Origin of the sequence: Brucella sp. H1_1004 (genome assembly GCF_047308065.1) — a bacterium.
GTDB classification, from domain to species: domain Bacteria; phylum Pseudomonadota; class Alphaproteobacteria; order Rhizobiales; family Rhizobiaceae; genus Brucella; species Brucella pseudogrignonensis_B.
On the sequence record NZ_JAYKZA010000001.1, the window covers coordinates 1,479,569 to 1,491,347 of the forward strand.

Consider the following 11,779-nt stretch of genomic DNA (forward strand, 5'->3'; position numbering starts at 1 on the left):
AATGGGATCGTTTGCGCTCGAACTTCTTCTATGCGTACTTGCCTTCGGGTTCGGATATGCGGCGAACCAAGGCGGAACCTGTTTAGTGGTGGCCGCTCATGAGTTACACAGAAGACAGCCGCCGAAAATGTTCGTCGGATTTCTCGCAGCGTCGGCAGCGGCAGGCCTGGTTGCGGTCCCGATAGTCTGGACGGGAACACTGGGCGCAACACTCGCACCCTCGACCAGCATCAATTTCCTCCTGCTCATCGGCGCCATCGCCTTCGGCCTCGGCGCACTCATTAATGACACATGCCTGCTCGGATCGCTGGCGCGGCTTGGGGATGGGGAGATGCGACTTCTAGCTCTACCCTTGGGATTAACGATTGGTATCTTGGTTGCCGACCATGGCAGGTTCGGCTACGATTCAACATGGCCAAGCTTAATCTCCAAACCGAGCGCAACAGGCCTCGTCGACTCTCCTAGCCTTCCTAGTTGTGCTCGTGCTGGCACTCGTTTTCGTTTCCACGAAGAGCGTTCTGCGAACAAAGCCGGGTTGGTCGTTCGGCGCTTCGATGATTGGACTCGGTATCACTGGCGGACTTCTATATGCACTCTCGCCGGCCTGGACCTTCGCAGACGTGATTCAACGCGCCCTTCCTCTCAGAATGTCGCCGGCCGGCGAGGTCGCGCTCACTGCGGTGATCTCTTCGATCGCAGGCGCCCTAACCGCCTCCTTTCGCCAAGGCAATCTGCGTCTCCAACTGCCGACAGCCAATGGCATTCTGCGATCTATCGTCGGCGGCACATTGATGGGTATCGGCATCGCGCTCATACCCGGCGGGAATGATGGGTTGATCCTCGCAGCGGTTCCGACTCTTTCACCTGGTGGGATAGTCGCCTACCTTCTGATGACGACGACAATCGTCTTCGGATTTGCAGCGCGTGGTAAGTTATTCCGGCGCTGCCTTTCACGGCCATGATAGGGAACAGGCGCCGCCGACATGAGCATTTATCCCGACCGGGAATATCGGCTGACTAGCTCGTATGCCTTTGCAGGCCCTTGGACCATGATGACCACTTCAAAGGCCGCCGGCCCCAGAATCCTGTAGGTTGCATGGTAGGTGTCGTCTCCGCAGGCATAGACGCCACTCGCTTCCAACCCGGTATCCGTCCGCGAGAAACTCAAGCTGAGGAACTGCGTCCCGATATGAGGTCCGTCTGCGAACTCGACGACAACACTGTCCTCGCTCAAGCGATAGCGATACTGCCGGCACGCGGAGAATACTCTGCCATCTGCCAGTGAGAATGCCGCTCTCTCGATAAGCGAGCGCGCCTTCGCCGAAACGGGCGAAGACCGCGTCGCCATGCAGCTGAGCGCCTCCGGGCTCGATATCGCGACGGAGCATCCATGCCCCGCGGAGGTTCTGCAGGATTTGCACGCCGCCGTCACGAGAGGACCACAGTCACGAGGGCACAAGCGCCCCTCTGTGGCGGACCGAAGCACGCAGCAGCACGAGGGACGCCGCTAGCAGAACTGCGTCCTTCAGTAGAAACTGCCCTGGTGCAGCCGAAATCGCAGGAAAGCCGCCGGCAGTCTGCTCCGCGACACCTGGAGTGGTGATGAAAAAGGTCAGCGTGATCAGATAGGTCGCTGCTGACATTAGTGCGCCTAGCGCAGAGAAGAGTGGACGAAATGCACCAAGGATCAGAACGAGACCGGTCGATAACTCGATAACGCCGATGAAATAGCTTTGCCCCTGCGTCCCGAACATGCCGAGCCAATTCATGATCGGGCTGTGTTCGATAACGGGGCGATACCATAGGCCTCGTACGCTGTGAACTTCATCGCGCCGAACCACAGAAATACGATCACGAGAGCCCATCTAAGCAGGCCAAGATCCCTCCGACCGTGCTCGGGGACAAGAAATTCATAACGGTCGAAAATGCTCATCTAAAATTCCTCAACAGTGGTCCCGTGGGAACGTCACGAACGTCGTCTACGTGCTTCGGGCAGGCGTTGCAGTATATGCGCGACGCATATACTAATAAGCGAGATATGTCGAGCGGCTGGTTCGCGCTTCGCTGCCTCACGAAGCCATCCTCATCGGCGATGCCTTTACCCAGCAAACGCGCGACCTTTGCGGGATTTTGACTTGATGGGGCTGGCGCTCCGGGTGGGCCTATAGCCCGTTGGCAAACGTCCAGCCTGTACGGATGGACGCGGCCCTGGACGAGATAACCATGCCCACCGAAATCGTAGCAGCGATCGCCGCAATCCCCGACGTCGTGGAGCACGGACTGTTCCTCAATGGGATTGATACAATCGTGATCGCGCGCGGTGACACGATGGAAGTGCTCGACGCCGGGAGCGTAGGTCTCGCTGATCTGCACCTGCGCGGCCTGGATGACAGCGCGGCCACGCGGAGCGATTTGGGCGCGACCTACGGCGATTTCTGAGCGAAAAGGCTTGCCCTATAGCCGCCAGGATCAACGGTTCCGCTGCCTTAACGAGCCGACCCGTTTTTTTCGGCGCGCTCGATCAGTCGAAATCCTCCGAAACCCTTTTAAAACAGGACATTTTCCACAAGCCGCGCGGAGGAAGAGGACCACGGTATGGCTTGCTGTCTATGCTCCGCGCACATATAGATGTGGCAATGGATGGACCTCGAGATCGAAACATTTTCGGGGCGTTCGCACTCATGATCAGCGACGACATCGTTCGCGCTAGTTCATCGCGGGCGCCGGAAGCTGGACCCGCCGCCTCAGCGCTGGCGTTGCTCGCGCACAAGCCCGGGCTCTCGATCCGTATGCTTGCGATCGGGGTGGGCCTTTCACATGCTGGAACTGTTCGCCTGGTGGATAGATTGGTAAGCGAGGGATTGATCGAGCGTAGGGAGCATTCGACAGACGGGCGCGCGCGATCCCTCTATCTTACTCCAACTGGCAAGGTCGCGAGCGACGAGGTCCTGGCCTCGCGCGATCAAGTGATTGCCGAAGGGCTATCGATCCTTAATCCAGACGAACTGAAAACCTTATCGGACATCGCTGAACGCGTTCTCCGAAATCGCTTGGAAAACCTCGAGCAGTCATACCGCATCTGCCGCTTGTGCTGCTACGAGGGCTGCACGAACTGCCCCGTCGATGCCGAATTGCATGAGCGAGGTGTGGACCGCGAGAAGAACGACGACGCGTAGGAGACTCGCAATTGCGGCAGCTCAACGCTGCTCAGATGGCGGGGCTTCATAATGTCAGCGAGCCTACCATCAGCCGCATTCTTTTGGCTACGCGTCAAGCCGGCCGATCGGGCATGGCGGTCTCATTCTAATATGTCGGTGATCGCCCCACTTTTAGCCGCTCAATTGATCGGAACGCGGTTTCGGAAGCGGCCGTTCAAACCACTCGCTGCATTCCCATTTCTCTATGTCCGATAGGTAGTTTCGGGGAAAAGCAGTCGGGAACAGGTTTCGGGAACGCATGCTCCGGCAGGAGCGCAGCGCGCGTCCCACACGCGTTTTCCCGGTAGAGCTTCCCAATCGGCAAAGTGCGGGCCACCTCAGACTGCGAACGCGAAAAACCGCCTGGCTGGTCACTCAAGGCAGGGTAACGACGATTTTCGCTGCGGATACACCCGCCTTTCAGGGCTTCCAAGGCAGCCTGGAGCATTTCAAGGCCCTGGCCCACGATCTTCGCCGGAGGGGCGGGGACGAACGTGCGCGCCGCGAGAGCCTGCGGCAGGAATTCGCGGTAGATCATTGGACCAACCTCGTCATCCTTGAGGCTCGTCCCGGAGATGTGCGTCGCCTCGACTCCAAATGAACGCTCGTCGGGCGGGGCCAGCGTCGCTGCCACCCGGCGCGAGCCCTCGCATCTCGCAACTACGGCAAAACAGTCTTTCATGTGACCGGTCGCGTGAAGCGTTCCAGCGAGACTGCGCCCGCGCATTGCCTCAATCACGTCTTCCACGATGGCTGGACTCGAGTGGTCAAGAACCTCGCTTGCACCCAGCTCCTTCAACAGGCCGACGTTGCGCGCCGAAGCGGTGGCGACGCACCTGTAGCCCGACGCCACCGCGAGCTGGATGGCGTTGCAGCCAACGCTCGACGATCCACCCCAGACCAGAACGACCTCTGGACGCGCGGTCGGCGAGTGTAACGGTGGCGCGAGAGCCAACTGTGTCCGTCCGTAGAGCCCGCTTGCGGCGGTGCCAAGGCCAAGCGGGAGGACTGCCGCATCAGCGAAGGCAATGTTGTTGGGGATCGGCGCCGCCATGTGGTCCAGCACGATCGTGTGGTGCTGGGAACGCACCCTGCGCAGGTTGATTTACGGTTGTCCCGACCGCCTGTCCGATGACTCGATCCGCCGACCTTGAACCGCTCGACCGCGCCACCGACCGCCGCGACCTCACCGGAGACGTCGCTGCCGAGAATCGCGGGATAGTCGAGCCATGGCAAAAGCGCGACGTCCTGCAGAATCCAGTCGAGTGGGTTGATCGCGATGGCCGCGTTGCGGATCAATATCTCGTTCGCCGCCAGATGCGGCAGAGCGGTGACACCGATCCTCAGTGGCTGCCCCGGCGCTTTCTGCCAGGCGGCCTGATTAGTCACGGTTTCGGTCATCATCAACTCTTTCTGTCAAGTATTACAGCTGGGCGTTCGTCTGAGCGGTCCAACCGCCAGGTCGGGGCGCACGAAGTGGCAGCTATTCACCAGCAGCGCACCAGGGATTCGGCGCGCCGCCTCCAGAGGCTTCTTCTGGTTGATTCCACGACCGGCGATGCCAGCTTCCGATGCTTGATTTCCTGATGGGTCGTGAGGGCGACTTCCTTCTGCACTTCGGTGGTGTAGAAAATCGCCGATCGATAGCTCGGACCGACATCGCTGCCTTGTTGCTCGTAGGTCGTGGGGTCATGTATCTGGAAGAAGAGTTCCAAGAGCGAGCGATAGGCGAGAACGGAAGGGTCGAAGGTCACTTCCACTGCTTCCGCATGGCCGTAATGTCTCGCGTAGGTCGGATCAGGCATTTCTCCGCCTGTGTAACCGACACGCGTCGAAATGACTCCCCTGGCTCGGCGCAGCAAATCCTCCATGCCCCAGAAGCAGCCGCCTGCGAGAATTGCTCGCTCTGTCGCGGCCGCCCTATTGCCGGTAGGCGATTGGCTCACAGTCCGTTCGCCCTCCTCCGTGTGCGCCACGGTCAAGCCAGCCTCGCGGGATCCGCAGCCTGACTGGCGCTCAAGAGCTCGGTCTGCACGTCCGAACCCCGGATGAGACTCAGATCGACGGGACACCGATCAGCGATCGCGAGGATCCGAGCGCGCTGATCATCACTCAGCGGCCCATCGAGGACAATGGTGCGGGTGAACCGGTCGGGTGGCATCATGTCCGGCACCTTCTCGTGCTGCACGGTCGTGCTCGCCCGTTCGAGCGGAAAGCCCTTGCGGTTCGCATAGAGACGCATCGTCATCACCGTGCAGGCTGCGAGGCCGGCAGATACGAGTTCGTAGGGAGATAGTCCGGTCCCGAGGCCACCGACCGATGCTGGCTCGTCGGCGAACAGAGTGTGCTCGCCGCTGCGGACCTTGAGCTGGAACGTCCCTGCAAGAGTTTCGGTGGCGACGACGCCCTCCGCAACCTCGATCTGCGGAAGATCCGCGCTGAGTGGTGGGAGAAAGCGGCTCGCCCAAACCGCCACCATGGCCGCGGCGTAGTTCGCGTCCGCGACGTCGGTGAGAAGGTGATCCGCGTTGTCGAGCGAGATGAAGCTTTTAGGGTGCCTGGACGCGACGAAGATGCGCGACGCGTGGTCGATGCCGACCACCTGATCCAGCGGAGAGTGCATGACCAGCACCGGCCGTCGCAGGGAGGCAATGGCCTTCTCGACGTCGATCCCCTCAACCGCCTCAAGGAACCCTCGGCGAATGAGGAAGGGCCTACCGGCAATCTCCACCGAGGCCTCGCCCTCGCTCGCGATGGTGTCCAGATCATTCGGTCCGAAGAGGCGCAAGATATGCTGAAGGTCGGCCGGCGCACCAATCGTCGCTACCGCCGCAATATCAGGCATGTCGGCGGCGGCTACGATCGCAGCGGTGCCACCCAGGCTGTGCCCGACGAGGAGGGACGGTGACATGCCCGCCGCCGCCATCGCATTTGCGGCGGCCCGAAGGTCCTCGACGTCCGACGCGAAGTTCACAGGTTCTCCCGTCCCACCGCCGATCCCGGTCCCGGCGAAATCGAACCTCAAGACCCCGATGCCCGCACGCGACAGCGCGCGCGAGATGTGAACAGCGGCGCGACTGTCTTTCCCGCACGTGAAGCAGTGGGCGAAGATCGCCCAGCCCCGCGGCGTCCCTTCCGGCGGTTCGAGGTGCCCGGACAGCGGAGAGCCAGCCCCACTGACAAACGTAAATGATCTTCCTGCCATGTCCATCAAACCTCCAGCACGCGGCTTGGCGGTTGCGCTCTCAGAACCTTCGACGGAGCTGAGCGGAGCGCACCGCCAACCGGTAATCGTCATCTCAGGCTATCATTTATATGTCTGGCGCATATAGACAAGCCCCTATATCATGATTATATGCGCCAAGCATACTTCTGCGACCTGCGTTCCAAAGGCGGTCTCACGGAAGAGGTATCAGTCAGGCGCGTGGGCCAAAGGACTATGGAACTCAATCAAGTCAGCTATTTCATCAACTTGGCCGAGACGCTGAATTTCACAGCGGCCGCTCGCTTGAGCGGTGTGTCACAGCCAAGTCTGACCCGCGCGATCCGCCGCTTGGAAGATGAGCTTGGCGGGCCGCTGATCTATCGCGACGGGAAGAACAGCCGCCTGACTGGCCTTGGCCACTACGTCGAGGGGAGAATTCCGGCCATGGTGGTCGCGATGAAGAGCGTTCGCAATCACTCGGAGCACTGGGCGATGGTAGATCTGCGCGCCGGATGTCGCCGTCGCGCCCACCGTCGGACCAAAGGAATTTACGGCATTCTTCGAGAGCGCATTGGCGGAGATGCCATCCATCGAAATCAAGCTGCACTCGCTCCAGTCGAACGAGGACACATCGGAGGTGCTTTCAGGAAAATACCACGCGTGCATCATGCCGCGTGAAACAAGACCGGAACGCAAGCTGGATGTGCATCCTCTATTTCGGGAGCGCTTCGTGCTCGGCTGTTCTGCAAACCATCCCTTGGCTGCCAACGAGATCGTGCGCGGCGAAGACCTGCTCGAGTTTCCTTTTCGTCGATCGCCTGAAATGCGAGTTTCGCGATCGGATCCTCGATCACTTCGCGCGACGGGACTTGCTCATGCGACCTCGCTTTCGATCAGATCGCGAGGACTGGGTGCAACGGGTCGTCGCTGACGGCCACGCCATATGCATTCTTCCGGAACGATCGCCGACCGTGCAAGGCCTCGTCACTCGGCCGATCGACGGATTTGTCTTGGAGCGCGAAGTCGTGATCGCGACAGTATCCGGCTCCACGGCAACGGTCGAGATACGGAACATCGCGCAGCTGGCAGCCCGGTATGAGTGGAACTGAATCACGACGTGAAGAGCTTCGGCGCTATGGAAACTATACGCGCAGCGTATTGGATAAATCTGGGGCGCACTGCGATAGTCGGCGCAATGACTGCAAAGATAAATGACAGTGTGTCGAGCTCTCTAGATTAATTATTGGAGACTATCATGAAGTTTGAGAAGTCACAGGCAGCAGTTGACCGCCTGACCCCCGAGCAACGCCGGATTACCCAGGATTCGGGGACCGAAAGGCCCTTCACGGGTGAGCACAACGACAACAAGGAGCCTGGCATCTACGTCGACATAGTGTCGGGAGAGCCGCTGTTCGCTTCAACGGACAAGTTCGATTCGGGTACTGGCTGGCCCAGCTTCACCAAGCCGATCGTTCCGGCAAACGTGAACGAGGTGCGGGACAGTGCACACGGCATGGTCCGGACGGAGGTCAGGTCGGTACACGCCGACAGCCATCTGGGCCACGTTTTCCCGGACGGTCCTTCCGACCGCGGCGGTCTGCGCTACTGCATCAACTCTGCGTCCCTTCGCTTCATCCCGCGCGACGAGATGGAGTCCGAGGGATACGGTGAATATCTCGATCAAGTAGAGGAGGCTTAACATGCATCAGCGCGCTGTTCTCGCAGGAGGATGTTTCTGGGGCATGCAGGATCTGATCCGCAAGCGGCCCGGCATCATCTCGACCCGTGTGGGTTACACGGGCGGCGATATTCCGAACGCCACGTATCGTAATCACGGCACGCATGCCGAGGGGATCGAGATTGTCTTCGACCCGACAGTGACGAGCTACCGGCACATCCTGGAATTCTTCTTCCAGATCCACGATCCGACGACGCTGAACCGCCAGGGCAATGATCGTGGGCTCTCCTACCGGTCGGGCATCTATTATGTCGACGAGGAGCAGAAGCGCGTCGCCGAGGATACGATCGCCGATGTGGATGCCTCGGGGCTGTGGGATGGCAAAGTGGTGACCGAGGTCCAGCCGGTCGGCGAGTTCTGGGAGGCCGAGCCCGATCACCAGGATTATCTGGAGAAGCGGCCGGGCGGCTACACCTGCCACTTCGTCCGTCCCGACTGGGTTCTTCCAAAGCGGCATGAGGCCGGCGATGTGAGCCCTGCGGCCGGGGCTGCAGCGGAATAGGCTTCGCTGCCGTTAGTGCCGCGCCGATCCGGTTCGCAACCTCCGACGACCGCGTCAATCGACGCGGTCGTCGAACCCGGCCTTGAAGCAGATCATTCCATTCAGCCGCCGTCGCAGTGCCAGGATCCAGATATGACAGACCTCTCCTCCTTTCCCATCACGCAGCGCTGGCCAGCATCTTATCCGGATCGCTTGCAACTATACGCGGCCCCCACGCCCAACGGCGTCAAGGTCTCGATGATGGAGGAGACTGGCCTGCCGTATGAGCCCCACTTCGTCGACATCTCGAACAACGAGTCGAAGGATCCAGCGTTCGTGTCGTTGAATCCCAACGGCCGCATACCCGCGATCATCGATCCGGCTGGCCCTGACGGCCAGCCCATTGGCATATGGGAAACCGGTGCGATCCTCATCTATCTGGCCGACAAGACGGGGCAGCTCATCTCAACAACACCCGCCCAGCGGTACGAGACTCTGGCCTGGGTGTTCTTTCAGGTGTCGGGCGTTGGGCCGACCTTCGGACAGCTAGGCTTTTTCCTGCGATTTGCCGGCAAGGACTATGAGGACAAGCGACCTCGGCAGCGCTTTGTTGATGAATTCCAGGCGTCTTCTCGGGGTCCTGGATCACCGGCTGGAGGGCCGCGAATGGATTGTCGATGATTACTCGATCGCGGACATTGCGACGTTTGGCTGGGTGAATGCGCTGGTCGAATTCTACGCAGCGGGCGACATCCTCGGCCTAAGCAGCTATTCGAACGTGCAGGCATGGCTCGAACGCGGGCTGGCGCGACCGGCTGTACAGCGTGGCCTGCGAATTCCTGCGAGGCCTGCATGACCATTATCGCCGCATATTATTACAACGAAGGTAAGCGAGTCCGTGAAATCAGGCTCGATGAGCACGTCGAACTAAACGAGAATCGCTCGGGCTTCTGCTGGATCGCGCTTAGCGAGCCCACCGCAGACGAACTCAGCGCGATCCAGACGACGTATAACCTCCATCCTTTGGCGATCGACAACGCCATGCACCCGCTGTGCCCGCCCAAGCTCGAGGTCTACAACGATGAGTTGTACGTCGTCGCCCAGACCGCCGAGCTGGTCGGCGACCGGATCAGCTACGGCAAGATGGCGATCTTCACCGGTCACAATCACCTTATCACCGTGCGGCACGGCAATGCCGGAGCGCTGGGCAAACTTCGGGAGCAACTCGAGGCATCGCCGACGCAGTTCGGCAAGGGTGTCGACTATGTGCTGCACGCGATCTTGCACCGAGTGGTCGACCAGTATCTGCCCATCTTCGAAATGATCGAGGACGACGTCCTGGCGATGGAGCGACGGTCGCTGCACGATTTCCTCGGGCCAGAAGAGGTGGCGCGAATCTTCGAACTAAGGTCCGAACTCACGCGGTTCCAGCGCACGCTCGGGGCTATGGCCGAGCTGGTGCGAAAGCTCGTTCGCGGCCACTTTCCCTGCATCAGCGCCGAAATGACACCATATTTCCACGACGTCGCGGACCATGTCCACCGCGTGCAGTCCATGGTCGACGGCCTCCTGCTTGTCCTGTCCACGGTCTTCGAGGCCAGCAGCCTTCTGGAAGCGCAAAGGATCGGTGTGGTCACTCGCCAGCTCGCGGCCTGGGCGGCGATCTTGACGGTCCCGACGGCGATCGCCGGAATATATGGCATGAACTTCAAGCACATGCCGGAACTGGACACGCCATATGGCTACTTCGTCGTGCTCGGAGTGATAGCGGTGTTCTGCCTTCTCCTGTTCATGCGCTTCAAGAAGGCCAAGTGGCTATGAGTAACGCACTTCGCGAGCTTCTCCGTCCGCCGAGTCACAGCGCGCTTTGTGCGCGAGCGTGTCCAATCCAGTTCAAGATGAAGGTGCTTCCATGACCTCCCAGGTGACCGACGTTCTAGAAGCAGTCCAGTCATTCATCGCCAACGGCTATGACCGCGAATACCGCGTCAAGGACGGCAATCTCGTCGATCTCGAACTAGGGTCAACCCTCGATGCATGCAGCATTCGCGTCGATGCGGCGTTGCGCCTCGAGAGCGGGGACGACGGCGAAGATGCCTCCAACATCTACGCGATCACCGATCCGGCGACAGAGCATAAAGGCCTGTTGATCGACGCCTTCGACGTGTTCCACGAAATCTGCCCCCGCGACTTGTCCGAGCGCCTTGTGGAGCATCGGGAAACAGCACCGGCAGGTGACCAGGACGCGCCGAGCAAGCACGGACTACGGAAAGTCTTACAAGAGCGAGTTTCACAGCGATCCCGAGCGTTACGTTCTGCGCGAGGGCTTTCCAGACTTCCCGCCATGCCCTTTCTCGGTGATCCTTCAGCATCCTCGGCTTCGATACCGCCGAGCAGGAATATGTCTGGCTCGTCACGAGCATCATTCGAGATCCTCGGCTGATCAGGGTTCCATACCAGGGCGAAGACGTCATCAGCGACGAATAGCGGTGTCGCTTAGCCGGAAAGGCTGGCCATCCTGGCCCACACATCTGCAGGCTGAACTTTAAGAACATCGAAAATTAGGAGGTGATTATGGACTGGAACAAGGACCACATACGAGAAACTATGCTCTTGCTGGAGACAGCAGCGTTGCACAGCGCTCGCGAAAACTACCTGGACTATGTCTCTACCGCTCGGCTCGATCGGAGCGAACCGATCGAAAACGACGAACTAGCTCAGGCCGAGGTCGCGAGCGACTTCGCTGAAGCGCTCGATGACACGCTCCATGACTACGCCAATAAACTCGAAAAGCTCAGGACGATCGATTTCGGCCCCAAGTTGGCCGTCAACGAAGGCGCTGTCGTCAAGCTGTCCGGCCGCCACTTTGTGATCGCGGTGTCAACGAGCAAGTTTACCTGTCAGGGGCGTGAGCTCATGGGCATTTCCACGATGGCGCCGATCTTCGAAGCGATCGAGGGTGCCCGAGCCGGGGAGACCGTGCAGTTCAACGGCCGGGACCTCACCGTAGAAGACGTGGAATAAAGCCCTCCACCGCAGCCGGCGCGCTAGTGCCGAACGCCCTGCATCTCTTTCTGCATGCATACGGTCACTTGCAGCCGCATTGACCTGGCTCATCAAAGGCAAACTGATGACAACACCTTCATTCTTCATCACCC

General features: G+C 60.0%; 13 protein-coding genes and 5 pseudogenes. 11 read left to right on the forward strand and 7 right to left on the reverse strand.

Features of this window, described 5'->3' with window-relative positions; all coding sequences use genetic code 11:
* Positions 1-127 precede the first annotated feature (127 nt).
* Positions 128-337 (forward strand): annotated as a pseudogene (locus U2P60_RS07130) (hypothetical protein); the annotation flags it as partial.
* Positions 338-482: 145 nt separating this feature from the next.
* Positions 483-962 (forward strand): YeeE/YedE thiosulfate transporter family protein, encoded by a 480-nt coding sequence (locus U2P60_RS07135; protein ID WP_413571936.1) that lies wholly within the window; start codon positions 483-485, stop codon positions 960-962.
* 29 nt (positions 963-991) lie between these two features.
* Here U2P60_RS07135 and U2P60_RS07140 read toward each other — a convergent pair whose 3' ends face one another.
* From U2P60_RS07140 to U2P60_RS07150, 3 genes are all read right to left on the reverse strand, one after another.
* Positions 992-1,348, reverse strand: coding sequence for a DUF6314 family protein (locus U2P60_RS07140; protein ID WP_413571938.1), 357 nt, complete (start codon positions 1,346-1,348; stop codon positions 992-994).
* 97 nt (positions 1,349-1,445) lie between these two features.
* Positions 1,446-1,769, reverse strand: coding sequence for a DUF417 family protein (locus U2P60_RS07145; RefSeq protein WP_413571939.1), 324 nt, complete (start codon positions 1,767-1,769; stop codon positions 1,446-1,448).
* Positions 1,766-1,933 carry a DUF417 family protein gene (locus U2P60_RS07150; protein WP_413571940.1) on the reverse strand — a complete coding sequence of 56 codons (168 nt, stop codon included), beginning with the start codon at positions 1,931-1,933 and terminating at the stop codon, positions 1,766-1,768. The genes U2P60_RS07145 and U2P60_RS07150 overlap by 4 nt, the downstream gene beginning before the upstream one ends.
* Before the next feature lie 290 nt (positions 1,934-2,223).
* Here U2P60_RS07150 and U2P60_RS07155 point away from each other — a divergent pair, with 290 nt between their 5' ends.
* Together U2P60_RS07155 and U2P60_RS07160 are read left to right on the forward strand one after the other, a co-directional pair.
* Positions 2,224-2,439 (forward strand): hypothetical protein, encoded by a 216-nt coding sequence (locus tag U2P60_RS07155; protein ID WP_413571941.1) that lies wholly within the window; start codon positions 2,224-2,226, stop codon positions 2,437-2,439.
* A 242-nt stretch (positions 2,440-2,681) separates the two neighbouring features.
* On the forward strand, positions 2,682-3,176 hold the full coding sequence (locus U2P60_RS07160; RefSeq protein WP_004099028.1) for a MarR family winged helix-turn-helix transcriptional regulator: 495 nt from the start codon (positions 2,682-2,684) through the stop codon (positions 3,174-3,176).
* 196 nt (positions 3,177-3,372) lie between these two features.
* Here U2P60_RS07160 and U2P60_RS07165 read toward each other — a convergent pair whose 3' ends face one another.
* The 4 genes and pseudogenes from U2P60_RS07165 to U2P60_RS07180 all read right to left on the reverse strand — a co-directional run bounded on the left by U2P60_RS07165 (position 3,373) and on the right by U2P60_RS07180 (position 6,408).
* Positions 3,373-4,251 carry a zinc-binding alcohol dehydrogenase family protein gene (locus U2P60_RS07165; protein WP_413572030.1) on the reverse strand — a complete coding sequence of 293 codons (879 nt, stop codon included), beginning with the start codon at positions 4,249-4,251 and terminating at the stop codon, positions 3,373-3,375.
* A 95-nt stretch (positions 4,252-4,346) separates the two neighbouring features.
* Positions 4,347-4,601 (reverse strand): annotated as a pseudogene (locus U2P60_RS07170) (alcohol dehydrogenase catalytic domain-containing protein); the annotation flags it as partial.
* A 173-nt stretch (positions 4,602-4,774) separates the two neighbouring features.
* A pseudogene (locus U2P60_RS07175) lies at positions 4,775-5,068 on the reverse strand (peptide-methionine (S)-S-oxide reductase MsrA); the annotation flags it as partial.
* Between the two features lie 107 nt (positions 5,069-5,175).
* The gene (locus U2P60_RS07180; RefSeq protein WP_045269764.1) at positions 5,176-6,408 is read right to left on the reverse strand and encodes a bifunctional alpha/beta hydrolase/OsmC family protein; all 1,233 of its coding nucleotides are present in this window, start codon (positions 6,406-6,408) and stop codon (positions 5,176-5,178) included.
* A 228-nt stretch (positions 6,409-6,636) separates the two neighbouring features.
* Here U2P60_RS07180 and U2P60_RS07185 point away from each other — a divergent pair.
* The 7 genes and pseudogenes from U2P60_RS07185 (at position 6,637) to U2P60_RS07215 (ending at position 11,645) form a co-directional block, all read left to right on the forward strand.
* Positions 6,637-7,511 (forward strand): annotated as a pseudogene (locus tag U2P60_RS07185) (LysR family transcriptional regulator).
* Between the two features lie 146 nt (positions 7,512-7,657).
* Entirely contained in the window at positions 7,658-8,101 is a 444-nt protein-coding gene (msrB, locus tag U2P60_RS07190; RefSeq protein WP_004099035.1) for a peptide-methionine (R)-S-oxide reductase MsrB, read from the forward strand.
* Between the two features lies 1 nt (position 8,102).
* The gene (msrA, locus tag U2P60_RS07195; RefSeq protein ID WP_004099036.1) at positions 8,103-8,642 is read left to right on the forward strand and encodes a peptide-methionine (S)-S-oxide reductase MsrA; all 540 of its coding nucleotides are present in this window, start codon (positions 8,103-8,105) and stop codon (positions 8,640-8,642) included.
* A gap of 132 nt (positions 8,643-8,774) precedes the next feature.
* Positions 8,775-9,477 (forward strand): annotated as a pseudogene (locus tag U2P60_RS07200) (glutathione binding-like protein).
* Positions 9,474-10,442, forward strand: a complete 969-nt coding sequence (locus U2P60_RS07205; protein WP_002118270.1) for a magnesium and cobalt transport protein CorA — start codon at positions 9,474-9,476, stop codon at positions 10,440-10,442. The pseudogene U2P60_RS07200 and the gene U2P60_RS07205 overlap by 4 nt, the downstream one beginning before the upstream one ends.
* Before the next feature lie 91 nt (positions 10,443-10,533).
* Complete coding sequence (locus tag U2P60_RS07210; protein WP_413571942.1) at positions 10,534-11,064, forward strand: hypothetical protein; 531 nt, start codon at positions 10,534-10,536, stop codon at positions 11,062-11,064.
* 131 nt (positions 11,065-11,195) lie between these two features.
* Positions 11,196-11,645 carry a hypothetical protein gene (locus tag U2P60_RS07215; protein WP_004099042.1) on the forward strand — a complete coding sequence of 150 codons (450 nt, stop codon included), beginning with the start codon at positions 11,196-11,198 and terminating at the stop codon, positions 11,643-11,645.
* Positions 11,646-11,779 lie beyond the last annotated feature (134 nt).